Source organism: Embleya sp. NBC_00888, assembly GCF_045207655.1.
Classification (GTDB): domain Bacteria; phylum Actinomycetota; class Actinomycetes; order Streptomycetales; family Streptomycetaceae; genus Embleya.
The window spans coordinates 789,949-816,149 of sequence record NZ_CP108784.1 but is presented as its reverse complement, the minus strand read 5'-3'; the positions used below and the strand labels follow the sequence as shown (position 1 = coordinate 816,149).

Here is a 26,201-nt window from a genome sequence, read left to right as displayed (position 1 = left end):
GTTCCCCCATCACCACTGGACCAGCGCCGTCTCGATGGTCGAGCCGGGCCCCATGGTCATCAGCACGCCGTGGTCGCCGGCCCGGACCACACCTTCGCGGAGCAGTCGTTCGTAGGAGAACAGGAACGAACCGCTCGACACGTTGCCGTAGTCGCGCAACACACCGGTGGTGTGCCGCACGTCGTGCCGGGTCAGGCCGAGGTTGACCCGGACCGCGTCGATCACCTTCTTGCCGCCGGAGTGCACCAGCCAGTGCGCGATGTCGCTGCGGCGCAATCCGGCGCCGGACAACAGTCGATCGACCACCGACTCCGCGTGCGCGCCGACCACGTAGGGCACGTCCGGGTCGAGGTAGAAGCTGAACTTGCCCTGCTCGTCGTCCCAGTCGTAGCGCATCGCGTCGATCGCGTCGGTGATCAGGCAACTGGCGAAGGACAGTACGCGCGGGCTGCCGGCGGGAGGCGAGCCGACGTCGACGTCGGTGCCGAGTCCGGCGTAGCCGCTCGGGGCGTCGGGCGGGCCGGCCGCGTCGGGGGTGTCGGCGGCCAGCGCGACGGCCGCCGCGCCGTCGCCGAAGAGGCTGTTGACGACCGAGGTGCGCATCGTGGCGTCGAGGACGTAGGCGGCCGAGCAGGCTTCCGCGCACACCATGACGGCGATTCGCCCGGGGTGGGCCACGGTCCAGCCGACCGTCGCGTTGAGCGCGTTGAGGCCGGCGTTGCAGCCCATGCCGACCACGTCGACGCGGCTGCAACGCGGATCCATGCCCAATTCCCGGATGAGCAGCGCGCTCAGACCGGGGGTGAGCAGTCCGGTGGTGGTGACGCAGCACAGGTAGCCGACGTCCGCGAGTTCGATGCCGGCGTCCTTGAGGCAGGCGTGGATCGCCCGGGCGGCCATCTCGATGGCCAAGCGCTTGTGCTTGGCCAGCAGTTCGCCCTGCGTCTCGATGATCGTCGTGCCGGTGGCGTCTCGTGCGGGCACGGACAGGAAGCGTCGTTCGATCGCGCTGTTGAGGAAGACGGAGCGCACCTTCGGATCGGAGATCCGGAACAGGTCGAGGAGTTCGCGCTGCGAGTAGGAGTGTTCGGTGACGGCCGTGCCGACGCCGAGGATCCGGGGCACGCCGGGGATGTCCTTGCGCTCGGGCGCGAACGTGGACGTGGGCGAGGTGGGCGCGAGGGTCGCGGTGAGCGCGCCGACCGAGGCGACGTTCGAGGGGTTCAGCGCGAGGGTCATTGGAAGGTCCATCCCCACATGCGGGGCTTGCTTCGAGTGCGACGTACCGCTGTGGACACTTCGATCGTCCTTTCGGTGGGAGTGGATCGGTCGGACGGTGGATCGGTCGGAGAGTGGATCGGTCGGCGGGTGGATCGAGGGGCGGGTGGATCGGTCAGTGTGCGTGGGCGTCGGGTGCGGATCGGCTCTCGGCTTCGATTCGGCTCTCGGCTTCGATGAATCGGGCCAGCCGGGCGATGCCTTCGGTGATCTCGGCCTCGGTGAGGTAGCTGACGGACAGCCGGAGGCGGTGCTCGCCGCCACCCTGCGGATGGAAGTAGGACATCGGCGTCCAGATGACGCCGAATTCCCGGGCCGAGCGGTCCAGCGCGGCGTTGTCCGCGCGGAACGGGACGTCGACGGCGAGGAAGAAGCCGCCGTCGGGCCGGTTCCAGCGCACGGTCGGGGCACCGGGTTCCCCGGGATCGCGGGAGCCGTCCTGGGGACCGATTCTGCCGCCCGGGAAGCACGCGTCGAGGCGTTCGAGGGTGGCCCGCATGGCACGCCCGTAGTAGGCGGACGTGTCGACGTTCAGGGCCGAGGTCCGCCCTTCGGCTGCGAGCAGCATGCCCGCCGCCGCCGCCTGGCCCAGCGGCGACGTGTTCACGGTCACCATGCTCTTGATCCTGGTGAGTTCGTCCGCCAACAGTGCGGTACCGCCCGCCTCGTCGGCGACGACCTGGTCCGCGACGACGAAGCCCACCCGGGCACCGGGGAAGAGGGTCTTGGCGAACGAGCCCAGGTGGACCACCCGACGGTTGCGGTCGAGTGACTTGAGGGTGGGCAACTGCGGCCCGGGGCTGACCATTCGGTAGGGACTGTCCTCGAGGATGAGGAAGTCCTCGCGCTCGGCCAGGTCGAGCAGCGCGTGTCGCTCGGCCGTCGACACGGTGTTGCCGGAAGGATTCGAGTGGTCGGGGACGAGATAGAACGCCCGACACCGGCGTCCGCGCGAGCGTTCCGCGCGAATCGCCGCGGCCAGATCGGCACAGCGGAAGCCGTCCGGTCCCTCGTCGACGGCGGCCAACGCGACGTCCAACAGCCGGGCGGCACCGGTGATCCCGACGTAGCAGGGGCTGGAGACCAGCAGCACGTCCCCGGGACCGGAGATCAGCGCCCGCACCGCGAGGAACATCGCCTCCTGGCAGCCGGCGGTGACCACGACCGACTCCGGCGGTACGTCGATGTGTTCGTCCCGCCGCAACGAGTCGGCGATCAGCTCGCGGATCAGCCCGGCGGTGGGGCCGTACTGGAACATCGTGTCCCGCACGCGGGCAGGCGAGTACCCGCTGTCGGCGAGGTGATCGAGGTAGCGCCGGATGTGCGTGAAGATCTGCTCGGTGTCGAAGAAGCCGTCGTACGGGCGGCCCGGCGCGAACGAGATCGCCTCGGGGTGGCGATGGGTGATCTCGTTGAGGAAGTTCATCGTGTCCAGCACCGGATCGCAGACGCTGCCGTGGAGCTGCTTCCTCGACAGGTGGGCGACGACCGGGTCGGTCGGGGAGGGCTCGGTGGTGCCGTTGCCGCCGCCGAAGCCGGTGACGAGGCCGTCGCCGATGCCGTCGTTCATCCGAGGACCGGTCGCGGGCCGAGATCGGCGACGGTTCCGCAGCCGGTGACGCGTTCGGGTGGTCCGGACGACGCGAGGCCGGTGCGCGTTGACACGGTCATGGAGGTACCTCCCGCAAAGGGCAGTCGGGTACGAACGACGGTCACGCCGGGGGCGTCACGGGACGCGGGCGTGCACGGGAAATCCGTTGCGCCTTCGCGGTTGTCGCGTCGCGTCGGCGGGTGCCGCGGGACGGTCGCCGGCAGTGCCGATCGAGGTGGCCGACCGGGCCGTCGGGCCGATCCACCGATCGCACGGCCGTCCCTCCCGCCTTCCGGCGGAGAGGCCGGTGAGGCCGGTGGGATCGGTGACGCGTGCCCCGCACCGTTCCCGGAGTATGGCACCACGCGAGCCGATCACGGGCATGTACACGGATGACGGACACGGCCGCGCTCGCTGGGCCGAGGCGACGGCTGTCCGTGACGTCGGGCGCGGGTCGTACGCCGTTCGCGCGGCTCGCCGAGAGGACACGGCATGCAGCGTCCCGGCCCCGGTCGCGGCCGACGGCGGTGGCCGTCGTCGACGGCAACAGCGGTGAATACGCCGTCGGTTCCCGCACGGGAACCGACGTGAGGGGTCACCCGAGCGGACGAAGCCGCCTTCGGGTGGCCCCTCATGGGACTACCGATCGATCGGAGCCCGGTCTGCCCGCCGAAACCCTTCCGGCGAGCATGATCGGGCTCTGATGCCAATCATTGCTCCTGGCCAGGAAATCCCCGATACCCTTGGCCGGCAGTAGCTCACATGCCGACGGCCCCGCTGCTCACGGAGCGGACACGCTCGTCCAGTTCCTGCGCGAATCCCAGCCACGTCTCCGCGTACTGGCGCGCGAGATGCACCACCAGGGCCCCGCAATGCGGTGGTACCGCCGCGGTCAATTCGGCCCACTCCTCCATGCCGATCGCATTCTGCCGCAGTATCCGCAGCAGGTGCCGTCCCTCTTCCTTGTGCCGCAAGGACGGGTCCCTGAGTAATTTCTCCACCACCGAGCCCGGGTCCGGTTGGAGCGTTCGCACCTTGCGTTCGACCCGCGAACCGGCGGAACGGCCGGTCTCGGTGTCGTCGTGGGTGTCGATCTCGACCGGCAGTACGCCCACCGGTCCCTCGCCGGATTCCAGGCGCTTGCGGACATCACTCGCGGTGGCGGGCGAGATGCCCGCGAGCCGGGCGATCTCCCGCAGGGACGCCTTCGGATGCGCCGCGATCACCTCGGCGGCTCGTTGCCGACCCTCCACGCTGTTGAGCGGGCGGGTCCGGCCGTCTCGGCCGATCCGGGCGTTCAACTGCGGCAGCGCGCCGGCTGAACGGCGTCGGATCGCCCCCACGGTCTTCGCGCCCAGACCCGCGATCCGGGCGATCGCCCGATCGGACATGTGCGGATGCGACGCGATGATCCTGGTCGCGGCGGCCCTGCGGTCCGCCTGTGACAGCGGAAGGCCATGCCCTACATTCGCCTTGACCGCGTGCAGAAAGGCGTCTTCGTCGGTGCCGTCGAAAAGCTCGACATCGATGACCTCCCGCCCTTTCGACAGGGCCGCCATCAGGCGATGGATCCCGTCTATCACCTGTCCCGTGTTCCGGTTCACGAGGATGGGTGGCAGCGGTTCGTCGATTTCCGCGAGTCGGGATATGTGTTCCTGATCCTGACCTTCCGAGCGCGGTGATTCGCCCGGTACGAGCGAGGCGATCGGGACGGTCAGGATTTCCTTGACGCGGTGTTTGTTCAGGGCCTGCTCGACAACGAGATCGGGCGCCCCTTCGTGACGCGCGACCTCAAGTGCTCTGGCGTCCGAATGTTGCATCTCAATCTCCCCCGTTGGATGAATATCCAGGATCCGATTCTCGTGAGATTTGCAATGGATCGAGCCATCGACACCGATCGTGTGCCAGGTGTTCCGGCGCCCACACGTGCAGGACCGCCCGCGTCCGTCGCACGTACGAGCCACGCTCCGTACGTTCGACGTCCCGCATTCGACGCGGCGGGAGCCGTCACCTGTGGCGTTTCGCGTCGCGACGCGCGACAGTGATCACGGTTCGATCCGCGATCACCGGCCATCGTGCGCGAACCCGGCACCACCCGGGTTCCGATGGTCGCGAAACCGCTGCTTCCCGAAATGTCCAGGAAGTGACGCCGGACCGACGCCGTCGGTGTTCACCGATCGACGCACCCGTTATCGGTTCGGCCGTATCGAGTTCGTCAGTCGCTTCCGCACGCCTCCCTTGGTCGCCGCATACTCACTCATGGTCACTGTTCGAGAGAGCGCTGTCGAGACTCGACGAGGGATCATCGGCAGGCTTGACCGGAATCCGGCGGGTGCTCCTCGGCGGCACCGGATCGGGTGGGGTCCCGTTTCCCGGATCATCCGCCGGAACTCCCGAACGGCCGTCCGCGCGGGCGGAGTCGGGGCCGTGCGCAGGCTCGGAATCGACGGTTCGACCGGCCCGATTCGGGCCCGGGCGAGGAGGCGGTACGGCGGCCGGCGAGGCGGCGCGGGTCCTGCGCCCGGGTGCGGCGACGGTTGGGGTCCGACCCGCCTGGGCGACCTCCGCCAACCGGGCCGACAGATCGCGCCGATGCCGGTCGCCCGCCCCCGTTTCACGGTTCGCTACTTGCAAATATCGCGCCAAGCGCTCCCAAGTGCCATCCGCCGACCAGCGCCGATCACGTTTGTAGACGGTTTGCCATGGGCCGAACCGCGCGGGCAGATCGCGCCAGGGCACCCCGGTCCGGGTGTGGAACAACACCCCGTCGATCACCCGACGATGCTCGCCCCACCGGCCACCGCGTCGCCCGCCGGCCGGCAACAGTGGCTCCAGAAGGGCCCATTCGGCATTCGTCAGATCCCCTCGCCCCACCACACCGACAGCGTGTACCAAGACGAGCCGGGCCACAAGATCCGGGAAACAGAACCGGGATTCGGTCGGCGCGCCCCGCGGAAATCGGGACGGGCGCAGCTGCGGATCGGCGGGCGCGACGCCAACTCCGCGGCACAGTTCGGAATTCGTCGAACCGATGCGATGTCGAGTGTTCAACCGGGGCCGTGACGCAGTTGAACGGCGCACGGTCGCAGGGCGGCGAAGTCGCGCTATTGATGCGCCGGGACGGGTCGGCCAGAGTGGCCCGAAGAGCCATGAGGCATGGCTGATTCCTGGGAAAGGACGGCATGGTGACGAATCCTTTCGACGACACCGAGGCGAGATTCCTGGTGCTGGTCAACGAGGAGGGACAACATTCGCTCTGGCCGGTCTTCGCCGAGGTACCCGCCGGGTGGACGACCGCCTTCGGCGAGGCGGGCCGTCAGGAATGCCTCGACTACATCGAGGAATCGTGGACCGACATGCGCCCGAAGAGCCTGATCGAGGCCATGGAGGCGAGCGCGGCGAGCAGCTGAGGCGACCGGCCGGCGCCGCTCACCCGCTCGTGGCCTCTCGTGGCCCCGAGCCGTGGGCGGCGGCGGTGGCCGACCGGTATCAACCGGGACGGTGACGCGCTCCATGGATTCGCGGACCGCGTGGACCCGGTGGACCTCGCGGGGCTGGTGGACCCGGTGGAGCCCGCGGACCTGGTGGACCTCGTGGAGCCGGTGGAGCTCGGACCGCTCAGACCGCCGTGAACGCGAGTGTCACGTTGTGGCCGCCGAAGGCCGACGAGTTGCTCAGCGCGGCTCGTACGCTCGGGCCGCCGCGCAGTTCGCGCGCCTCGGGCGCGATGGTGATCCCGGTCGCGGTGACCTCGTCGTCGGGGTCGTCCAGATTCAGCGTCGGCGGTGCGATCGACTCGCGCAGGGCGCAGATCGCCGCCACCGCCTCGACCGCTCCCGCGCCGCCGATCAGGTGCCCGGTCATCGACTTGGTCGCCGAGACCACCGCGCCGGCGGTGGCCGAGCCCAGGACCTGCCGGATCGCCCGGGCCTCGGCGCTGTCCCCGGCCTTGGTCGAGGTGGCGTGCGCGTTGATGTGTACGACCTGCTCCGGGGTGAGGCGGGCGTTCGCCAGGGCGTGGGTCATCGCCAACGCCAGTCCGGCGCCGTCCGGTTCGGGTACCGCGATGTGATGCGCGTCGGCCGAGTAGCCCACCCCCGCGGCGATCGCGTGTACCGCCGCGCCTCGGCGCGCCGCGTGCGCGGCCGATTCCAGCACGAGCATCCCGGCGCCCTCGCCCAGTACCAATCCGTTCCTGGCCTTGTCGAACGGCCGGGACGCGCGCAGCGGTTCGTCCTCGGCAAGGGACAGCGCCTGGAGCGCCGCGAACATGGCCGCCCACATCGGCGTGATCGGCGTCTCGGTGCCACCGGCCACCACGATGTCGGCCCGACCCGAACGGATCATCTCGATCCCGTAGCCGATCGCCTCCGCGCCGGAGGCGCACGCGCCCGCCGCGGTGTGCGCACCCGCCCGCGCGCCCAGCTCGATGCTCAGCCAGCCCGCCGCGCTGTTCGGCATCACCCTGGGCGCGGTGTACGGCGACATCCGTCGCCAACCCCGCTCGCGCAGGGTGTCGTAGGCGGCGAGGTAGGTGAGGTGTCCGCCCAGCGCGGTACCGATCGAGACGCCGAGTCGCTCCGGTGCCACCTCGGGCGCGCCGGCGTCCCGCCACGCCTCGCGGGCGGCGGTCATAGCCAGGTGAGTGCTGCGATCCATGGTCCGCAACTCGGTGCGGTTGACCACCGAGGCCGGATCGACCGCGGCGGGCGCGCCGACGCGGATGGGAATGTCGTCCGGCCAGCCGTCCGTCAGCCGGCGCACACCCGACCGCCCGGCCAGCAACGCGGCCCACGTGGAGGCCAGTTCGCCGCCGACCGGGGTGGTCGCGCCCAGTCCGGTCACGACGACGCGGGTGTCATCCGTGTTCATGGTCACTGGCCCTTCGAGCGGTCCGCAATGCCGCGACGAATTCGCGGATTCACCGGGTCGTCGACGTTTCCGGGAGCACCATGCGCGCCGCCGATATCCAAAAGCCGCAACTCAATTGCGGGAGGGGAAGTATCGAAATCCGGGCATCGTTCCGATCCTTGGGAACGCGAGCCCACTTTCGAATGGTATTCCGTATGTTCGACGCCGACGCGGCTCACGATGACACACGGCCCGAGGCCCGATCAATGCTCGCTCCGGCCGCTCCGTGGACGCGTGTTCAACTGTGCTGTCGCGGCAGTTGAACGCAGGTCGGAAGGGATGTTCGAGTGCTTGTCGTCCCGGTCGCGCACCCCCGGCGACCCCCGCGCGGCCGGGGCCGCACATCCGTGCCGAGACGAGCGAAGAAGGCAGGAACCAATGGTGAGCCCACACGACAGGGATCTCTCGGGGCCACTCCCCGACGTCCTGCGGTCCCCGCAGGAAGCCGTCGAATCGATCCGGACGCCGGCCGGCGATCGCATGTGGATGGTGCGCGATTACACCCTCGCCCGCCAGGTGTTGTCCGACCCGCGATTCAGCAGGTCCGAGGCGACCACCGCGCATGCGCCGCGGTTCGCCGAGGTGCAACCGATCCCGCAGTCGATGATGAGCATGGACGGGTACGACCACGCGCGGCTGCGCCGCATCGTCGCCGGGGCCTTCTCCGCACAGCGGATCGCCGCCACCGAGCCGACCGTGGCCCGATTGGCCGACGAACACCTGGACCGACTGGCCGCCGCCGGGCCACCGGCGGACCTGATCGCGGGTCTCGCGGCGCCGCTGCCGATCGCCGTGCTGTGCGGCCTGCTCGGCGTCCCGCTCGCCGACGCCGAGGTGTTCGGCGACTCGGTGGAGGTGCTGTTCGACATCACCTCGGGACCGGCGGAGATGTCCCGGCGGCGACTCGAACTGGTCCGGTACATGACCGACTTGCTGGCACGCAAGACCGGCAGCGGGGACGACGACCTGCTCGGCATGCTGATCGCCGCCCGCGACCGCGACGGGATGACCAAGCAGGAAATGCTCGCGATGGCACTCGCGTTGCTGATGGCCGGCTACGAGACCACGATCGGCCAGATCGGCATGTCCGTACTGACCCTGCTCACCCGACCCGACGCCCACCGCGCACTGCTCGACGACCCGGATTCGCTGCCGGTGGTGGTCGAGGAACTGCTGCGGCTGGACTCCGCGTCGCCGTTGAGCTTCCCGCGCGTGGCCACGGAAGCGGTGCGCCTGGGCGACGTCGACGTCCGCGCCGGAGAGGCCGTGATCGTCTCGCTGATGCACGGCAACCGCGACGAGCAGGTCTTCGCGGAACCCGATCTGCTCCGTGTGAACGGCCGGGGGCCGACCCACCTGGCGTTCGGGCACGGCATCCACCGTTGCCTGGGCGCGCCGCTCGCCAGACTCCAACTGCACGTCGTGCTGGGCCGATTGCTCACCCGCTTTCCGGACCTGAGGCTGGCCGACGGGCCCGACGCGGTGCTTTGGAAGGACGGCCTGGCCACGCGCGGCCTGGCCCGGCTCATGGTCGAGTGGCAACCGGTGGACCGGTCGCCCGGCGAGGCGACCCGAGCACCGCTCCCGGCCCGGGCCCGCGCGCGGTGACGCGGCGGCGACCCGATTGATCCGACCCTGCTCCCGTGCGATAGTCGGCACCGACGCGTGGCGCACGGGGAAGGTGCCACCGGTCACGCGGAGTTGGATGACTCCGCGGACTCGACGGAACGCCTTGTCCGTGCCGTCGCGATCTCGCCGCGGGCCGAAGACCGGGTCGTCGACGGAGCCGGCACGGACCACGCCGCCGCATCCCGACGCACCCCGGCGCCTCGATCCACGCACTTCGCTCGATTCGCCCGATCCGCCCGGTGTTTCGGATCGCATCGCCGGGTGCAGCACCCCCCGACCCGAGTCCGCCCGCGATTCGTCGAAGGTGCGCACGGCGGCTTCGCCCGTACGCACGTGAGAGGAGCTGTCATGGAAACCGTGTCCGCACCGGAAGCGCTCGACATGCTGGCCGAGGTCCTCGGCACCCCCGTGCCAGACGCGGACGTCGCGTTCGGGACGCTGAAGATGGATTCCCTCCAGACGGTCGAGTGGCTGACCATGATCGAGGACCGCCTCGGGTTCGTCTACGACCTCAAGGACCTGAACTTTCACGAACTCGCCGAGCAAAGCGTCGGCGACGTACTGGAGTTCCTGCACGGCATCGCCGCCGCCCGCCAGGCGGAGTGACCGGAGCCCGCGCGACCACGCTTTGCCGGGGCGTGTCTTCGATCCCCTGGCGGATCCCGCCCATCAGGAAGGCGTACTCCAGAGTTGCCGCCGGGTCTGCGGAGCTCAGGCGGATGGTGTGGTCGGGTTGGCCGATCTCGACCGGGGTGGCCTGGAGCTCGCAGATCGAGCGGTCGCCCGGGAGCGGCGTGTTGTCGCCGTCCTGAAGAGGGCGAACCGCACTCGGCGATCCGCCCACGCCTCGGCGACGAGCAGCAGCCGCTGGAAGCCCTTCACGGCGAAGCGGATCGTGGCGCTCGGCCGGGTCGCGGCGAGGGTGCCCAGCAGCCGGCCACCCGGCCTCCGGTGATGGTGCACGTGGCGTCCCCGGAGGAGGGGCCCAGCCGTGTCACCGATTCCGGCGGTTCGACCGGCTCGTCGGACTCGTCGGGCATCCCGGTTTGCGGCGGGTCCGCCAGGAACTCCTGTTGGGCGGCGGCTTCGGCGAATTCGGCGCGGCCGGTGAGGGCGACCTCCAGCACGCAGCCGTCCAGGATCTCCGGGATGGTGACGCCGGCGGCGGTGCACCGCGTGCGGCCCGCGTCGGCGTTGGGCGCGGTCGCCACCTGGGTCGGGCGCCGCGGGAACGCGCGGTTGGTGAACGTCGTGGTCGACTGGCCGGGCTCGTAGTCGAACAGCGACTCCTCCTGACGGATCCGCCAGTGGTCGGCGTACGCGTGGTAGAGGTCGTCGAACGGCGGCGGTGTGGCGCCGGACGGTCTGGCGAGCACGCGTCCGCCGCCCGGGTCGAGGTCGTTGGCGGCGGTGCCGTCGGCGTTGCCGAGCAGGCCCTGGACATGGCGCTTGCGGCTTTGCGGCAGGGCCATGTCGACCTTGAGGCCGTACGCGCCGATCGGCGTGATGTACAGCGTGGTCGTGTCCGGCCAGAAGAGCGCGTATCGGGCGTCCGCCCCGTCGCCGGTGCGCGCCAGCGTGCCCCCGCCGGGGAGCGGTGTCTGTGCCCCGGGGGTGAGCGGCCGGCCGTCGAGGCGGACCGTGGTCACGCCGCGCTTCGGATCGAGGGCGAAGGTGACCCGCGCCCCGGCGACCCTGGCCGCGACCGCCGAATTGACGCTGACGTCGCCCACGTCGGGGTAGGGCACCTGCCGGGCCTGCACGCGCAGGTCGTCGTCGGTGGAGGCGACCAGGGTGAACTCGCCGGCCGCCTGGAAGTCGTAGTAGAGCCGGTCGAACGTCGTCAGGTGCGGGTCGCCGTTGCTGCCGCCGTGCGGACCGTCCGGGCACTGGGCGAGGCATTTCGGGGCCGACGGACGCGGCTTGGGCTTGTCCTTGGGCTCGCCGCAGAAGCTCTTGAGCGTCTGGCCGGTGAGCCCCAGGGACGCGTCGACCTCACCGCCGCTCACCGCGACGAACCCGCGGCCCGGCTTGATGGGTTCGAACCGTGTCCCGGCGCCCGGGGTGTCCTCGGGGCACTCGCACTTCGAGCCGAGAGTGCAGAAGATGTCGCCCATGTGGGCGCCGAGCGGGTAGTCGCCCGGGCCCGGGCCGAACCGTCCGAAGACCGGTCCGTTCGGCGCCAGGCGCAGCACTTCCGCCGAGACGTCGAGGGCGGTCAGGTTCGGGTTGAACGCGGGGCTGGTGACGCGGACGGTCTGCTTGGAACTCGTCACCATGAGCGGGGGATTCAGCTTGACCTTGGCGTCGGTGATGCCGACCCCGTTGATGTCCCAGGCGAGTTCCCGGGCCAGGTCGCGCAGGAAGCTCGCCGGCCAGCCCTCCAGGACCTGTTGCCGTTTGCCGCCCAGGGCGGCTGCGAAAGCGGCCTGGTCCATGCGCGTCGAGCCCTTTGCCGAGGCGGTGATGGCGGCCCGGGACGTCGACCACACGTCGACTCCCCGGTAGTCCAGTTCCCACCAGAAGCCCATGGCCGAGTACAAGAGTTTGGTCAGCACCGGGTCCTTCCGGACCAGGTAGTTTTGCCAGATTCCGGGGCTGGAGTAGTGACCGGTGAGCTTGCCGGCCGCCCAGTCGCCGAGACCCTCGGCCACCCACCCGGGCATGGCATCGAACGCGGCGGGGTCGTTGATGATGATGCCCTCGACGCAGTGCGTCAGTTCGTGGACCAGCACCTCGTCGCGCAGTGGGTCGGGCATGGTGGACGCCCGGAAGCCGGGATACATCACGATGCGGCATTGCGGACCGGTCGCGTCGTTCCAGCCGCCGGCACTCGCGGGCACGGTGGTACTGCCGGGTGCCCCCGGGCTGGGGGTGAACAGGCTCTCGGTCCGACATGCGGCGATCACCGTGGAGGTGGAGACGCCGAACTTCGCGGCCAGCTTCGTCCACCAGTCCCGGATCCTGGATGCGAACACCGTGTCGGCACTCGCACCGGGAGCGCAGGTAGCCCGCGCCTGCGGGAGTGAAGCGGACCGGCCGGCGGTGTGGCCGGCCGCCGGAGTGCCCCCGCCCGACCCGATGGGCAGGTCGCCCCAACCGGAGAGGTCGCGCACCGCGGCGCGCTGTTCGTCGGTGAGATCCGCCCAGTGGCCCGAGATCCAGCGCAGTGCCGGCGAACCCGATCTCAGGTCCGCGCGGCTCCCGGTCTGGGCCCGGGCGCCGGGGATCGGCCCGAAGGTGGTGGCGAAGGCCGACAGGGCCATCTCCGTGGGGACCGTACCGTCGGGCCCGGTCATCGCGACGACCTTCTCCCACGCGGTGGGCTCGCCGGCCCGGTCCGCGTCGCGGTCTTTGCGGTCGTGCGACGTGCAGGCGCCGAGGAGCAGCAGGATCGCCGCCAGTACCGCCGCCACGGTGCGCGGACGCCGGCTCTTGCGGGGGAAGGGGGACCCGAACACGGAGTACGAGTCCCCGACCGGGACCGGCCCACTCCCCGCTTGGCCCGTCCGGGTCACGGGATATCGGTTTCGGGATGCGGGACGCGGCGGTGGGACGGGCACTCGCCCGTCCCACCATCCGCTCGCTCGGCGCGGGAAGCGGGAAGCGGCAGCGCGGCCGGCAGCGCGGGTTCAGGACGGTCGGGTGTGCTCGCCCAGGCTGTCGGCCGCCCGGGCGACCAGCATCCCGACGCGCGTGCACGCGACTTGGTCGAGGCGGCCGGACGGGGCACTGACGATCAATGCGGCCACCGGTCGGCCGGTCGAGTCCAGCACCGCCGCCCCGACGCTGGTGATGTCCGCGTCCACCGCGCCCATGCTGAGCGACCAGCCGCGTTCGCGGGTGCCCGCCAACTCCCGTCGGAAGGCCGCGTCGTACGGGTCGATCCCGGACAGGTCCCATTCGTCGGGGGGAGTGGCCGCGCACAGGGCCAGCCCGGCCGCGCTGGTGGCCGCGGGAAACACCAGTCCGATGCGCGGGACGGTGCGTACGAGTTGCCGGCTCTCCGCGACGTCGACGGCGACGATGCGACCGGCGTCGGGCACCGCGAGGGTCACCGTCTCGCCGGTCTCCTCGCGAAGGTCCGCCAGTACGGGACGGGCGCGGGTCAGCAAGTCGTCACGGCGTCGCGCCTGTGCCGCCAGGACCAGGGGGCGGGTGGTCAACTTCCACCGGGTGGAGGGTTCGGCGGTGGGCCGCAGCCATCCGCACGTGTGCAGCGTCACCAGGATCCGCTGCAGGGCGCTCTTGTCCACGCCGGTGATCCGGGCGAGCTCCGCGACCCCGATCGGCTCGTGCGCGGCGATGACCTCGAGCACCTCCAGGGCGCGCGCGAGGCTCTGCAGGGGCTTGACGGCCATGACGCGCCCTCCGGTACATTGCGAATCACTGTGCAACATAGCGTGTCACATAGCGACACACAAGTTCTCCAGGGAGCCGTCGTGACGACCCTCGATCCCGAACTGTTCCTCCCCGACCCCGAGCCCGCCGACGTGCGCTACACCGTCATCTCGGTCGACGACCACGTCGTCGAACCGCCGCACCTGTTCGACACCCACCTGCCGGCGTCGCTCCGCGAACGCGGCCCGCGCATCGTCGAGAACGCGAACGGCGCGCACGTCTGGGAATTCGAGGGCGAGCGCTACTCACAGGTGGGCATGAACGCCGTCGCCGGTCGTCGACCCGAGAGCTTCACCCTGGAACCGGCGCGCTTCGACCAGATGCGCCCCGGCTGCTACGACGTGCACGCCCGGGTCAAGGACATGGACCTCGGCGGCATCTGGGCCATGCTCAACTTCCCGTCCCAGATCACCGGGTTCTGCGGCCGGGTGTTCGCGCACGCCCGGGACGTCGAGGTCGGGAAGGCGTGCGTGCGCGCGTGGAACGACTGGATGTACGAGGAATGGCACCGCGCCTACCCCGAGCGGATCATCCCCGGAGGGATCACCTACCTCGCCGACCCGGTCGAGGCCGTCGCCGAGATCGAGCGCAACGCGGACCGCGGCTTCACCTCGGTGACCTTCCCCGAGCGCCCGCACGCGATCGGCCTGCCGTCGTTGTGGAACCGCGACCACTGGGACCCCATCATCCGCGCGTGCGAGGAGACCGACACCGTCATCTCGCTGCACGTCGGCAGCTCCGGCATGCACCCCATACCGCCCGGCGGCCCCGCGCTACAGCTCGGTGCGACGATGTTCGGCCAACTGTCGCTGGGCGCGTGCAGCGAATGGTTGTGGTCCGGCTACCCGCTCCGGCACCCGAACCTGAAGATCGCCATGAGCGAGGGCGGCATCGGCTGGGTGCCCATGCTCATCGACCGGCTCGACAACATCATCGACCGTTCCGGCTACGGCCTGGGCTGGGACGAACGCCCCGCCGACGTGCTGCGCCGCAACTTCTGGTTCTGCACCCTCGACGACCCCTCCACCATCGCGCTGCGGCACGTCATCGGCGTCGACCACATCATGCTCGAGACCGACTACCCGCACGGCGACGGCACCTGGCCGCATACCCAGGACGTCGTCGCGCGCCACTGGGGGGACATCCCCGCGCACGAGCTGCGGATGATGTGCAGCGAGAACGCCGCGAAGCTGTATCGGCACCCGCTGCCCGACGTGGTCCTGCCGCTGGACGCCTGAACCAGGTCGTCGCCGGTCGCGCGCCTCCCTGCCCGTCGATTCCGCGCCCCCGTCCCGTCGATTCCCGCGCGCCTCCCGTCCCGTCGATTTCCCTTCCGTGAAAGGCCTTCGATGACATTCACCCCGACGCCGGGCAAGCTCGCCCCCGACCTGAGCCCCGCACAGGAGATCGTGCTGCTGGCGCGCACGTTGTGGCGCGAGGGCTACGACGACCACCTCGCCGGCCACATCACCTACAACCTCGGAGACGGCACGCTGCTGTGCAACCCCTGGTTGCTGACGTGGAACGAGATCCGCCCGCGGGACATCATCCGCATCGACCTGGACGGCAACGTCGTCGAGGGTGATTGGCCGGTGCCGCTCGGCATCCCCCTGCACCTCGAACTGCACAGGGCCCGCCCCGACGTCCGGGTCGCGATGCACAACCACCCGCGGTTCGGCACGGTGTGGGCCGACATGGGCGAGGTGCCGCCCGCGTACGACCAGAGTTCCACCCTCGGCGGCGGAGAACTGACGCTGGTCGACGAGTACGACGGCGCGGTGAACAACTCCGAGGCCGCACGCAAGGCGATCGCGGCGATGGGCGACGCCGACCTCGCGCTGCTCGCCGGTCACGGGGTGTTCGTCGTCGGCGTCAGCACACGCGCCGTCCATCAGCGCGCGGTCGCCCTCGAGATCCGCTGCCGCAACGCCTGGATGGTCCGCGCCGCCGACGGACGTCGCACCTCCCCCCTGCCCGCGCACTGGCTCGAACGCACTCTCCGCAGCGACGGCAACGGCTTCGTCGGCTATTGGGAGTCGGCGGTGCGCGAGGAACTGCGGGCCGCGCCGGACCTCTTGGCGTAGCGCGGAAAGGTCGCCGATCGACCCGGGCGTCACCGTCGTCAACCGTCCCGATCGATCGGTGTGGGTGACCGGCGCGAGCCGCCGGGACGCCGAGGGGTGGCGACCTTCGCGTGCGGCTCCGGCGACCGACCTCGGACGCCCCCGTCCCGGGACGTTCCCGCCCGGGGACACCCCCGCCTCCCCTATTCTCGTCCCGGACTACGGGGGTGGGGGACGGGTGTCCATCGACGAGGCCGGGCGGCCCGCGGTGCTGCTGGCGGACGACGACGTCGCCATCACCGCGCAACTGGGGCCACTGCTGGAGCGCTCCGGATTCGACGTACGGATCGTGCACGACGGCGCGGCGGCGCTCGCCGCCGGGACCGTCGAACCGGCGCCCGATCTGATCGTGCTGGACGTGCTCATGCCGGCGCTGGACGGGCGCGAGGTGCTGCGCCGGATCCGGCGCTCCGGGGCGTGGATCCCGGTGATCCTGCTCACCCGGGTCGGCGAGTCGACCGAGCGCGCGATGGCCCTGGAGGAAGGCGCCGACGACTACCTCAACAAGCCCTTCGACCCGTACGAACTGGTCGCCCGGATGCGGGCGTTGCTGCGCCGCTCGGGCTGCGGCCTGGCACCGCTGGCCGGGGCGCGGGTGTTGCGCGCCGGGACGCTGCGGGTGGACCGTACCGCGCGCCGCGCCTGGTTGGGCGACCGCGAGTTGACGCTCACCCCGAAGGCCGGTGCGCTGCTCGACTATCTGGTCACCCATCCCGACGAACTGTTCTCCAGGGAACGGTTGATGGAGGTGCTGTGGGGCTGGGAGTCGGCGAGTACGACCCGGGCGGTGGACAACCGCGTCGCGGAACTGCGCCGGGCGCTCGGCGACGACTCCGGCGCACCGCGCTGGATCGAGACGGTCACCGGCGAGGGATACCGGTTCGTGCCCCGCGTCGAGGCGGCCGAATGAGCCGCCGGCGCCGGATCGGCCTGATCGGTGCGGCGGTTGCGGCCTTCCTCGCCGCACTGGTGGCCGCGATCGTGTTCGGCGGCGACTGGCGGGTGTACGTGCGCTTCGCGCCGGTGCTCGGCGTGCTGGTGCTCGGCCTGATCGCGGCCGGCGCGGTCGCGGCCGTGGTCGAGGTGCGCAGGTGGATCGACCGGGCCCGGGAGAGCGCGCGAGCCGAGGCGGCGGCCGAACACCACAGGTTTCTGCGCCGGTTGGACCACGAGTTGAAGAACCCGCTGACCGTGATGCGCCTGGGCCTGGCCAATCTCGCGGCAACCGGCGCGGACCAGGGCCCGGACGGCACGCTCGCCAGTGTGGGGGAGCAGGTCGCCCGGCTCGCCCGGATCACCGGGGACCTGCGCAAGCTCGCCGACATCGAGTCGCGGCCCCTGGAACGGGTGGCCGTGGACGTCGCCGTACTCCTGGACGCGGCGGGCGAGACGGGCCGCGACCTCCCGGGCGGCGCCGACCGCCGGATCACCGTCTCGGTACCCCGGGTGCCCTGGCCGCTGCCCACCCTGGCCGGAGACCCGGATCTGCTGGAGTTGGCCTTGGAGAACCTGGTGGGGAACGCGGTCAAGTACAGCGATCCGGGCTGCGCGATCGAACTGCGCGCGTTCGCCGAGGACGGCTACGTGGTGGTCGAGGTCGCGGACACCGGACGCGGCATCCGGGCCGACGAACTCCCCACGGTATGGGAGGAGTTGGTGCGGGGGAGCGATGCGCGCGGAACCCCGGGCAGCGGCCTGGGGCTGGCCCTGGTGCAGGCTGTCGTGGTGCGCCACGGCGGTCGTACGGAACTGCGCAGCATGCCGGAATCGGGCACCGTCGTCCGGCTGCGTCTGCCCACGTCCTGACGGTGTCGCGGCGCGTGTCGAGGATGTCGCAGACCTGGTAGGTCGCTGCCACACCGGTGCGACACGCGGTCCCTAGCGTGGAGTGCACAGGCCGAACCGGTGCAGCCGAACCGGCCTCTCGAACCGGGGGAGAACTCGAAATGCGTATCCGTACCGTATTGCCCGCGATCCTGCTGACCGCCGCCGTCGCGGCGGGTACCACCGCCTGCGAGGTGGGGGCCGAGAAGAAGAGCGACTCCGCGGCCCCTGCGGCCGGTAGCGCCCCGACCGCCCCGGGCGCGGCGACGAGCGGGGGCGGGGCCTCCGCACCGGGCTCGGCGAGCGGGCAGCCGTCGACCGGGGCCACGGGTGCGCCGTCCACCGGCGCGCCGAAGACCGGCCGGACCACGTCGGCCCCGAGCACGCCCGGGCGTGGCGGCAGTGCCCCGGTCGTCATCTCCGGTACCGGAAACCAGCCGACCACGGACTGCACCGGCAAGGACGTCCGGATCGAGGGCACCGAGATCACGGTCACTCTCACCGGCTTCTGCCACGACGTGACGGTCGCGGGCGGGGACCACACCATCGAGGTGGCCTGGGCCGACAAGATCACCGTGACCGGCTCGAACAGCCTGCTATTCTACGGCGTCAAGTCCGACGGCGGCAAGCCCGACATCATCGACAACGGCACCAGCAACAAGATCATGACGAGGTGACCCCACCTTGCCGCCGGACGCGACCGCGACCCACACACCGCGGCCGCGCCCGGCGGCGCCGCGCCCGAGCACGGCCCACCCGTGCCGGACGGATGAACACCGCCGTCCCGCACGGCGATCGGACCGGGACCCTCCCGCGGCGGGGCGGTGTTCCGTCGCATCGACCGCGCCCTTGCCGGAGCGTGCGCTCGCAGGGCGGCTCCCGACACGAACACTGATGGCCCTCGCCTTCGATGCGACTCACCCACTGCCGTCCGGCATCGTGCACTACGCGGCGCCCTTCGGCATCTGATCCACGGCTGAGCGGGTCCCGCGCCGCCGCCACGCGCGGTGCCGCGGAATCCGCAATCCCGCGCCCCGCCTCTCCGCCACTCCGTGGTCGGGGAGGCGGGGCTTTTTCTTGGACCAATTTCCCAGGGTCACTGATATTCGGTGCACTGATTTTGGCCTTGGCCGGATATTCGGGGATCGGCTTGATTTCCGGGAAGGCTGCACATCGGCCGCGCACCGCTTGTGACGCAACGGGAAGGGGTATTAGTGGGGATGACGAAACGTTTCTGCAATACACTTCGTTGATCAGAAAGTTGCGATCATGCTCGATTATGATCGAGATTGGCTCGCTGAGTCAAGCCCATGAACAGGTGCAATACCACACAGTCAGAGCTGCGACACATACAGCTACGATAGGTCTAGACCGGTGACAAAAGAACCGAAAGGCTCTGCTGTGTGCGTATTCCGGAAGGGTTCCGTTCACGGACGGTTCATTCTCGGACTCGGATCCGTCGGTCGAACCCGATGCGCCGCGCGCAATCGGGGTCGAGGCGGCACGACGTGCAGGCGATAAAAGATTCGGCCTGTCTTGGGTGAAGGGTTTCGGCCGGTAGTCCAAAAGATGTACGGCCGATATCCAATTCCAATCCGGAATCAACCGAACGGCGACGGCCGAGCAGACCCCGGCTCCCGCCGCCACTGCGGTACGCCCGCGTGCCCCGCATGCGAAGGCCGCTCCGGCGTACGGGCGATGCGCACCGAGGCCCGGAGTCCGTCGCGCCTCGACCCCGGTCGCGGAAGAGCAGCACGACCAACGCTTCATGGAAAGGGAACCACCCCGATGTCACCCACCCGCAGCACCCACTCCCGCTCCCACCCCCAGCCGCGCCGCCGCCGGATGGCAACCCTGGCCGCCGTACTCGCCTGCGCCGCGACAGCCTGGGTCGGTTCTCCCGCCGCCACCGCATCGCCCACGTCGACCACCGCCTTAACGGCCGCGACGACCGCCCCCGCCGGCGGCCCGGTGAGCCCCGCCCTGATCACCACGACCGCCCACCCCGGCAACCAGGTCGCGCTCACCTTCGACGACGGACCCAGTCCGCAGTACACCCCGCAACTGCTCCAAGTCCTCAAGAAGCACCAGGTCAAGGCGGTGTTCTGCGTCGTCGGTGAGCAGGTCGAGTGGCAGGAGGCGACGGTCCGCGCGATCGTCGCCGACGGCCACACGCTGTGCAACCACACCTACCGCCACCGCGACCTGACCACCGTCTCCCCGGCGGAGATCGAAGCGGACATCAAGCAGACCGACGCCCGGATCCGCGCCGCCGTACCGGGTGTCGAGATCCCGTACTTCCGGGCGCCGTACGGCAATTGGGGACAGTCGCCCGCCGTTGCCGCCAACCTCGGCCTGCGTCCGCTGAGTTGGACGCTGATGCCCGGCGACTGGGAACTGCCCGGCGTGGACGTCCTCCTCCAACGCCTTCGCGACGGCATCACCCCGACCGGCGTGGTCACCCTGCACGACGCGGGCGGCGACCGTCAACAAACCGTGGACGCGGTCGATCGGCTCATCGCCGAATACAAGGCCAAGGGCTGGAACTTCGACCTCCCGTCCCGCTGAGTCCACCGGCCCGGCGGGCCGTCGTGACGCGCGTCGGGTCCGGTAGCGGTAGCCCGAGGAGAGTCGCACGGCCAACGGTCCGGCCCGTCGGAATCGTCACTCGTCGCCGAGCATGTGCGTATCCACCTGCCATGCTCGGCGACGCGTACGTCCGGTGCCCGGGGAGTGCCGGCCGTGGCCACTCGCCGAGTCCTCAGGATCCGGCCGGTGTCTTGATCCGGCCGGACACCACCACGGCCGTCAAGGAAAGCAGCGCCGTGAGCCCGAACGTCCCGAGCGCGGTGCCCATGCCCGCGCCGTGGTGGTGCGTCAGGGCGACCGCGCCGCCGCCGAGGCCACTGAGTACCGCGATGGCGAACGTCTGGGACAACTGGAGTGCCGCGCCGGTACGTCCCTGTTGCTCGGCCGGGGCCTGGGCGAGTACCGCGGCGGAGGCGGCGTTGTACGCGATGCCCATCCCGAATCCGCCGATCGCCCGGCCCAGTACGGCCACCAACGGCGATATGGCGTCGATCAGTACGGCGCCGGCCAGGATCGCGATGCCGACGAACAACACCACACTGCCGATCGCACTGTGCGTCGGGCGAAGCCGGGCGCCGTGACGGTCGTCCCATCGCGCCTGGAGCGCGGAGCCCGCCACCCACGTCAACGCGCCCGCCGAGAGCCCCAGTCCAGCCTCGACGGTACTCAGCCCGCGCAACTCGGTCAGCCCCAAGGGAAGGAAGGTATCCGCGCCGAAGTAGGCCCCCGCGAGCAACCACCGCATCGCGACCCCGGCCGGCAGCCCGCGTCGAGCGCGCGTGGCGTCCCGGCGGGAGTGAGCGCGCGATAGGAGACCACGGCGACGACCGCGCCGACCAACGCGAGGAGCACCACCGGTACCGGCGAGGTGAACTCGAACGCCACGATCATCAGCCCCGTCCCCAGCGCGAGTACGAGACTCACCACAAGATCCGGAAGCCGCCGCCACCACTTCCCGCGCGCCGCGTCGTCGCCGGTGGCGTTCGCGCTCGTCCTACCCGCCTCGTCGACCGTCGGCCTCGGAGCATCCTCGCTCGCCGTCGAACCGGTCGAACCGTTCGAACCGCCGAGTGCCCGCAGCGCCGGCAACGTCAGCACGGCCGCGAGCACGATCGGAACGGGCAACAACAGGAACAAGGAACGCCACGAGAGCCGGTCGGCGAGGGTGCCGGCCACCACCGGACCGATGAGCGCGGGCAGTGTCCACGCCGAGGAGGTCAGCGCGACCATTCGCGCTTGCAGATGGTCGGGGTACGCCCGGTCGATCACCAGGTACGCCAGCCCCATGATCGCGCCGACACCCAGCCCCTGGACGAACCTGCCGGCCACGAACACCCACTACGTGGGCGCGACCCCGGCGACCACACATCCGGCCGCCAACAGCCCGAGAGCGACCGCGAGCGGCCGACGCGGCCCGACCCGGTCCCCGGCGGTGCCGGCCGCGACCGCACCCAGAATGCTCGCGAGCATCAGTGCGGACAGGCCCCAGCCGTAGGACTCCAGCCCCCCGAGCCGCCGCGCGACGCGAGGCATGATCGCGACCACACCCATGGCTTCGAAGGCGACGAGCCCCACCGAGATCAACAATCCCAACGACAGCGCCCGATGCCCGTGGTCCCACACCCCCGCGCGATCGGCGGAGTCGGCGGCGGCCGGGGTGGTGTCGACGGCCGTGTCGTCGGTGCCGCCCGGGTCGCCGGTCGGCCGCGAGGCGGTGCCGGGTCGCGGTGGAGAGGCCGCGCCGGCTGCCGGCGCCTGCGTTCGGAGCGTTCCCTCGAGTGTCGTCCCGTCGCGTGTCGGTTCCACTTCTTCGCGCTGCCGCTCGGCTGACAAGGTCGGCTCCCTGATCGTGGCCGCTTTACGTTCCGTTCCGGAACAAAACGATATTAGACCCGACCTATACTCGTGACCATGGCCAGCTCCGATACGCGACTGATCCCGACCGGTCGGGGCCGCCCCCGCGACCACCGCATCGACGAGGCGGTCCTCGCGGCCACCATGCGACTCCTGGAGGAAGGCGGCTACGCCGACTTCACCCTGGAGGCGGTCGCCGTACGCGCCGGCACCACCAAACCGGCCATCCGCCGCCGCTGGCCCTCCCGCCGCCACCTCGTCATCGACGCCCTCGTTGCCGCGATGGGCGACGCCCCCACGCCCGACACCGGCTGCACCCACTGCGACCTCATCGCCGGCATCGCCACCCTCACCACCGCGTTCGCCGGCCCCGGTACCCGCCGCGTGTGGCCCGCCCTGGTGGCCGACATCGCCGCCGACCCGGCGCCGGCCGAAACCTTCTTCGCCCGCCTCTTCGACCCCCGGCGCGCCGCCACCGCCACCGCTCTGCGTCGAGGTATCGACCGCGGTGACATCCGCCCCGACACCGATCTCGACCTCCTGCTCGACCTCTTGGCCTCCACCACCTACTACCGCGCCCTCTTCGGCCACCTCCCGATCACCGACACCCTGGCCGAGGACATCGTGATGATCGTCATGTCCGGAGTGGCCACCGACGCCTGGCGAGCCCAACACCCCCACCCGTACGCCTGAACCCGCACGCCCGACCGGCCGCCTCGGTCGCCACCGCAACCGGGAGTTCCTGTCGGGTCGTTGGTGAACTCCGCCGCGCCGGGGCGGGCGCAGCCGATGCGGTACGTCGGGTCGCCGCCACGGTTGTCCGGCTGATCGGTCGGGGCGCCGCCGCGGTCCTCCGGCTCAGCGCTTTCGTGCGTCCGATGATGTCGCGCAACGACCTGTGAGTGCCGATTCGTTCACTGAGGGTCACTCGATGGGACAACATGGGGTATCTCCGGCGAGAGGGAGAGCCCTGTGGGGATGCGTACGGTACGAACCGCACTGGCCGCCGTGGTTGTGGCGGCCGGCATGCTCGGCGCGGCCGGGCCCGCGGCCCCGTCGGCGACAGGCGGATCCGCTGCGGCGGGTCGTGGGCACGAACAGACCCGAGACGCAGTGGACGCGGCCGTCGCGGCAGGCGTCCCGGGTGTCGTCGTCCGAGCCCGCGACGCGCACGGCACCTGGCGCGGTGCCGCCGGGGTCGCCGACCTCGGCACGCGGCGCCCGGCGTTGCCGGTCGACCGCTTCCGGGCGGGCAGCATCTCCAAGGTCTTCATCGCCACGGTCCTGCTCCAGTTGGAGGCCGAGGGGCGGTTGAGTATCACGGACAGCGTGGAGAAGTGGCTGCCGGGCGTGGTCCGAGGCCATGGGAACGACGGCCGCACGATCACGTTGCGGCAGCTGCTCAACCACACCAGCGGTCTCCGGGACTACACCGAGGACCCCGAACTGCACCTGACGGGCAAGATCTTCCTGGCCCATCGCTACGACACCTGGAAGCCCGAACAACTGGTCGCACTCGCGATGAAGCACGAGCCGAAGTTCCCACCCGGCACCGACTGGGGCTACACCACGACCGAGTACGTGCTCGCCGCGATGATCATCGAGAAGGTGACGGGCCACACCTACACCGCGGAGGCGGAGCGGCGGATCTTCGAGCCGCTCGGGCTGCACGTCACCGTGTTGCCCGGCACGTACCCGCGCATTCCGCGGCCGAGCGGGCGCATGTACACCCGGTTCCCGGACGACCCGCAACACACGGTCCAGGACATCACCGAGTTCGACCCGTCGTGGGGCTGGGCCGGCGGTGAGATCATCTCCGGTACGGCCGACCTGGACCGCTTCCTCACCGCCCTGATGCGCGGCCGGCTGCTTCCCGAAGCGCAGCTCGCGGAGATGACGACCACGGTGCCGTCCCCCGACTTCGGCGACGGTCAGGACGACGGCCTGGGGATCTTCCGCGCCACGCTGCCCTGCGGCACGGAGGTCTGGGGGCACACCGGCTTCATGCCGGGTTCGCAGAGCTTGGCCTACACCACCCGGGATGGGGGACACACCCTGGTCGCCAACTTCAACACCGACTGGGCGGGCGAGACCGACGCGGCGGCGTATGTGCTCCTCGGGGAGTTCTGTGGCACGGTCCCGCCCGCGTCCACGACGCGGTGACCCACTCCCCCTTCCTCAGCCGCGGTCGCGCAGGAAGGAGCGGATCATCTCGTGCCGGGAGAAGCCGCCCCACGTGGTCAGTCGGGCGATCTCGTCGGGTCGGCGCGTCCGCGTCCGGGTCGTCCTCGTGTTCGTGCCGACCATCGGGTTCATCCGTACGTTCTACCGGGTTCGTCCGACCTGGGCGCACCCGGGAGGCCGACGGCCGACCCCATGGGGAGCGGCGTCGACGCGGCACGCCCGCGTACGTCGGGGGCCTGCTCGCGGCGTGCGGCCCGGGGTGAGGTCCCGGTTGGCGGGTCCGGCGGGGGACGTCACGTGCCCTGGACGCGTTCCAGGTCGCGGGCCCTGGCACGGCGTTCCGGGTGTGTGTGCGGGGTCGGCGACGCGGCCGGCCGTCTGTGCGCGGTCCGGGAGGTGGTGAGCGGTGTCCTGGCGCCTGGTGAGGCGGGCCGTCGCGGGGTGCTGCCGGGTGGTGCGGTGAGGTGGAAGCGGGAGACCTTGACCGGGCGAAGGTCCGCGCCCCAGACCACCGTTCCCTCGCAGTCGGCGAGGATGTCCCGCAAAGCGCCGGCGTTGGGGCGCGGTCGGCCGGGGTGGGGTTCAGCGGCCGGTGGTGTTGTCGATGAGTTCGCGGAGGATGTCGGCGTGGCCGGCGTGGCGGGCGGTTTCCTCGATCATGTGGGTGAGCGCCCAGCGGACGCTGGGGGCGGAGCCGGAGCGTCCCGGTCGGGGGAGTGGTGCGGCGAGGTCGGTGCATGCGTCGAGGATCTTGTTCGCGCGGTCGACGGTTGCTCGGTAGCGGGTGACGAGGTCGGTGACGCTGTCTTGCGGGGCGGGGTGGAATGTCGCCTGCCAGTCGGGGACCGTTTCGCCGAGGAACGTCGCCTTTTCGACGGCGATCAGGTGGTTGAGGAGGCCGAGCAGGTTCGTGCCGGAGGGAACTGCCGGTGTCCGGACCCGGGGCTCCGGGGCTCCGTCGACCTTCTTGGCGATCGAGGCGCGCAGGTAGTCGAGGAATCCGCGCAGGACGTCGGCTTCGCTGTTCGCGGTGCGGGGTGGCGGGGTGTCGCGGCGGCGGGAGGTGGTGGGCACGGTGGTTCTCCTTGTGCGGTCGGTGCTTGGCTCTCCGTGTGGGGTGGTGTCACCCGGTTCGGCGGATGAGCAGGACGTGGTCGACGACCTCGGCCTCGTGCCCGTTGGGGCCGACCGCGATTCGGCGCGGCGTGTCGGCGCGTTCGACCGTCCACTCGGCGGGGGAGAGGTGCAGGGGTGCGGCGACCTCCTGGGGAGTCGGATACCGCACGTCGGGATCCTGATTCCACGACCACGGTGCCGTCGATCCGTGGTCCACGACCAGGAGTCGTCCGTCCGGACGCAGCAGGTCGGCGGCGGAGCGGAGGATGGCGGTTCTGTCCTGTGCGTACGGGGTGTGGAAGTAGTGGGCGGTGACCAGGTCGAACGGTCCTTCGGGCAGGGAGTCGCGTGCGTCGTGTTGCCTGGCGGTGATTCGGTCGCTCAGGCCGCGTGCGCGGGCCTGCCGAGCGAGCCGCGTGGTCGCCACGGCCGAGACGTCGAGGGCGGTGACCCGCCAGCCCCGGTGCGCGAGCCACAGTGCGTCGCCGCCGCCACCGCATCCGAGGTCGAGCGCGTCCCCCGGGGGCAACGGGGTCACCGTCTCGACGAGGCGGTCGTTCGGCCGGGGGTCGGCGGACGCGGGCTGCTTCGCGTAGACGCCGTCCCAGTACTCGGCCACGTCGGAGCGCTCCATGGGGTTCCTTCCACTCGGGTTCCGTGGGGCCAGTCTCGGCCGGTGGGTCACGAAGTGGCGCGGATCC

The 26,201-nt window shown here is 70.8% G+C and carries 25 protein-coding genes and 1 pseudogene; 12 read left to right on the top strand and 14 right to left on the bottom strand.

Annotated elements, in window-relative coordinates; translation table 11 throughout:
• Nucleotides 1-9 precede the first annotated feature (9 nt).
• The 3 genes from dpgA to OG948_RS03390 all read right to left on the bottom strand — a co-directional run bounded on the left by dpgA (nucleotide 10) and on the right by OG948_RS03390 (nucleotide 4,260).
• The gene (dpgA, locus tag OG948_RS03400) at nucleotides 10-1,239 is read right to left on the bottom strand and encodes a 3,5-dihydroxyphenylacetyl-CoA synthase DpgA (protein ID WP_406293715.1); all 1,230 of its coding nucleotides are present in this window, start codon (nucleotides 1,237-1,239) and stop codon (nucleotides 10-12) included.
• 154 nt (nucleotides 1,240-1,393) lie between these two features.
• Nucleotides 1,394-2,848, bottom strand: coding sequence for a PLP-dependent aminotransferase family protein (locus OG948_RS03395; RefSeq protein ID WP_406293714.1), 1,455 nt, complete (start codon nucleotides 2,846-2,848; stop codon nucleotides 1,394-1,396).
• Between the two features lie 779 nt (nucleotides 2,849-3,627).
• Complete coding sequence (locus OG948_RS03390; protein WP_406293713.1) at nucleotides 3,628-4,260, bottom strand: hypothetical protein; 633 nt, start codon at nucleotides 4,258-4,260, stop codon at nucleotides 3,628-3,630.
• Nucleotides 4,261-4,326: 66 nt separating this feature from the next.
• On the opposite strand from OG948_RS03390, the gene OG948_RS03385 reads away from it, so the two are divergent.
• The gene (locus OG948_RS03385; protein ID WP_406293711.1) at nucleotides 4,327-4,551 is read left to right on the top strand and encodes a hypothetical protein; all 225 of its coding nucleotides are present in this window, start codon (nucleotides 4,327-4,329) and stop codon (nucleotides 4,549-4,551) included.
• A gap of 946 nt (nucleotides 4,552-5,497) precedes the next feature.
• Here the strand turns inward: OG948_RS03385 and OG948_RS03380 are convergent.
• Nucleotides 5,498-5,743 (bottom strand): annotated as a pseudogene (locus OG948_RS03380) (transposase); the annotation flags it as partial.
• Between the two features lie 308 nt (nucleotides 5,744-6,051).
• Between OG948_RS03380 and OG948_RS03375 the strand changes: the two are divergent.
• The gene (locus OG948_RS03375; protein ID WP_406293710.1) at nucleotides 6,052-6,279 is read left to right on the top strand and encodes an MbtH family protein; all 228 of its coding nucleotides are present in this window, start codon (nucleotides 6,052-6,054) and stop codon (nucleotides 6,277-6,279) included.
• A 208-nt stretch (nucleotides 6,280-6,487) separates the two neighbouring features.
• Here OG948_RS03375 and OG948_RS03370 read toward each other — a convergent pair whose 3' ends face one another.
• Nucleotides 6,488-7,741 (bottom strand): beta-ketoacyl-[acyl-carrier-protein] synthase family protein, encoded by a 1,254-nt coding sequence (locus tag OG948_RS03370; RefSeq protein WP_406293708.1) that lies wholly within the window; start codon nucleotides 7,739-7,741, stop codon nucleotides 6,488-6,490.
• A gap of 525 nt (nucleotides 7,742-8,266) precedes the next feature.
• Between OG948_RS03370 and OG948_RS03365 the strand changes: the two genes are divergently transcribed.
• Nucleotides 8,267-9,388 (top strand): cytochrome P450, encoded by a 1,122-nt coding sequence (locus OG948_RS03365; RefSeq protein ID WP_406293706.1) that lies wholly within the window; start codon nucleotides 8,267-8,269, stop codon nucleotides 9,386-9,388.
• Between the two features lie 369 nt (nucleotides 9,389-9,757).
• Nucleotides 9,758-10,015 (top strand): phosphopantetheine-binding protein, encoded by a 258-nt coding sequence (locus OG948_RS03360; RefSeq protein ID WP_395873274.1) that lies wholly within the window; start codon nucleotides 9,758-9,760, stop codon nucleotides 10,013-10,015.
• A gap of 272 nt (nucleotides 10,016-10,287) precedes the next feature.
• Here OG948_RS03360 and OG948_RS03355 read toward each other — a convergent pair whose 3' ends face one another.
• Nucleotides 10,288-12,870, bottom strand: a complete 2,583-nt coding sequence (locus OG948_RS03355; protein WP_406293704.1) for a VWD domain-containing protein — start codon at nucleotides 12,868-12,870, stop codon at nucleotides 10,288-10,290.
• Between the two features lie 171 nt (nucleotides 12,871-13,041).
• The gene (locus tag OG948_RS03350) at nucleotides 13,042-13,770 is read right to left on the bottom strand and encodes an IclR family transcriptional regulator (RefSeq protein ID WP_406293702.1); all 729 of its coding nucleotides are present in this window, start codon (nucleotides 13,768-13,770) and stop codon (nucleotides 13,042-13,044) included.
• An 81-nt stretch (nucleotides 13,771-13,851) separates the two neighbouring features.
• Here OG948_RS03350 and OG948_RS03345 point away from each other — a divergent pair, with 81 nt between their 5' ends.
• From OG948_RS03345 to OG948_RS03320, 6 genes are all read left to right on the top strand, one after another.
• Nucleotides 13,852-15,048, top strand: coding sequence for an amidohydrolase family protein (locus OG948_RS03345; protein ID WP_406293700.1), 1,197 nt, complete (start codon nucleotides 13,852-13,854; stop codon nucleotides 15,046-15,048).
• Nucleotides 15,049-15,159: 111 nt separating this feature from the next.
• A complete protein-coding gene (locus tag OG948_RS03340) occupies nucleotides 15,160-15,894 on the top strand; it encodes a class II aldolase/adducin family protein (protein ID WP_406293698.1) in 735 nt (244 codons plus the stop codon).
• 217 nt (nucleotides 15,895-16,111) lie between these two features.
• Nucleotides 16,112-16,843, top strand: a complete 732-nt coding sequence (locus OG948_RS03335; protein WP_406293696.1) for a response regulator transcription factor — start codon at nucleotides 16,112-16,114, stop codon at nucleotides 16,841-16,843.
• Nucleotides 16,840-17,739: a sensor histidine kinase gene (locus OG948_RS03330; RefSeq protein ID WP_406293694.1), complete on the top strand. Its 900-nt coding sequence runs from the start codon at nucleotides 16,840-16,842 to the stop codon at nucleotides 17,737-17,739. The genes OG948_RS03335 and OG948_RS03330 overlap by 4 nt, the downstream gene beginning before the upstream one ends.
• 140 nt (nucleotides 17,740-17,879) lie before the next feature.
• On the top strand, nucleotides 17,880-18,434 hold the full coding sequence (locus OG948_RS03325) for a DUF3060 domain-containing protein (protein ID WP_406293693.1): 555 nt from the start codon (nucleotides 17,880-17,882) through the stop codon (nucleotides 18,432-18,434).
• A gap of 1,111 nt (nucleotides 18,435-19,545) precedes the next feature.
• Nucleotides 19,546-20,325: a polysaccharide deacetylase family protein gene (locus tag OG948_RS03320; protein ID WP_406293691.1), complete on the top strand. Its 780-nt coding sequence runs from the start codon at nucleotides 19,546-19,548 to the stop codon at nucleotides 20,323-20,325.
• A 193-nt stretch (nucleotides 20,326-20,518) separates the two neighbouring features.
• Here OG948_RS03320 and OG948_RS03315 read toward each other — a convergent pair whose 3' ends face one another.
• Genes OG948_RS03315 through OG948_RS03305 form a run of 3 tightly spaced genes read right to left on the bottom strand, consistent with a single transcriptional unit; the run spans nucleotide 20,519 to nucleotide 22,179 of the window.
• A complete protein-coding gene (locus OG948_RS03315; protein WP_406293689.1) occupies nucleotides 20,519-21,040 on the bottom strand; it encodes an MFS transporter in 522 nt (173 codons plus the stop codon).
• A complete protein-coding gene (locus OG948_RS03310) occupies nucleotides 21,031-21,675 on the bottom strand; it encodes an MFS transporter (RefSeq protein ID WP_406293688.1) in 645 nt (214 codons plus the stop codon). The genes OG948_RS03315 and OG948_RS03310 overlap by 10 nt, the downstream gene beginning before the upstream one ends.
• Nucleotides 21,676-21,684: 9 nt before the next feature.
• Nucleotides 21,685-22,179, bottom strand: a complete 495-nt coding sequence (locus OG948_RS03305) for a hypothetical protein (RefSeq protein WP_406293687.1) — start codon at nucleotides 22,177-22,179, stop codon at nucleotides 21,685-21,687.
• 78 nt (nucleotides 22,180-22,257) lie between these two features.
• On the opposite strand from OG948_RS03305, the gene OG948_RS03300 reads away from it, so the two are divergent.
• Nucleotides 22,258-22,893: a TetR/AcrR family transcriptional regulator gene (locus OG948_RS03300; RefSeq protein ID WP_406293685.1), complete on the top strand. Its 636-nt coding sequence runs from the start codon at nucleotides 22,258-22,260 to the stop codon at nucleotides 22,891-22,893.
• A 285-nt stretch (nucleotides 22,894-23,178) separates the two neighbouring features.
• Nucleotides 23,179-24,363 carry a serine hydrolase domain-containing protein gene (locus OG948_RS03295; RefSeq protein WP_406293683.1) on the top strand — a complete coding sequence of 395 codons (1,185 nt, stop codon included), beginning with the start codon at nucleotides 23,179-23,181 and terminating at the stop codon, nucleotides 24,361-24,363.
• 15 nt (nucleotides 24,364-24,378) lie between these two features.
• Here OG948_RS03295 and OG948_RS03290 read toward each other — a convergent pair whose 3' ends face one another.
• The 4 genes from OG948_RS03290 to OG948_RS03275 all read right to left on the bottom strand — a co-directional run bounded on the left by OG948_RS03290 (nucleotide 24,379) and on the right by OG948_RS03275 (nucleotide 26,134).
• Entirely contained in the window at nucleotides 24,379-24,516 is a 138-nt protein-coding gene (locus tag OG948_RS03290; protein WP_406293682.1) for a hypothetical protein, read from the bottom strand.
• A 161-nt stretch (nucleotides 24,517-24,677) separates the two neighbouring features.
• Nucleotides 24,678-24,929, bottom strand: a complete 252-nt coding sequence (locus tag OG948_RS03285) for a hypothetical protein (RefSeq protein WP_406293681.1) — start codon at nucleotides 24,927-24,929, stop codon at nucleotides 24,678-24,680.
• Nucleotides 24,930-24,966: 37 nt separating this feature from the next.
• Nucleotides 24,967-25,458 carry a DinB family protein gene (locus tag OG948_RS03280; RefSeq protein WP_406293680.1) on the bottom strand — a complete coding sequence of 164 codons (492 nt, stop codon included), beginning with the start codon at nucleotides 25,456-25,458 and terminating at the stop codon, nucleotides 24,967-24,969.
• A gap of 49 nt (nucleotides 25,459-25,507) precedes the next feature.
• Nucleotides 25,508-26,134, bottom strand: coding sequence for an SAM-dependent methyltransferase (locus OG948_RS03275; protein WP_406293678.1), 627 nt, complete (start codon nucleotides 26,132-26,134; stop codon nucleotides 25,508-25,510).
• Nucleotides 26,135-26,201: the final 67 nt, after the last annotated feature.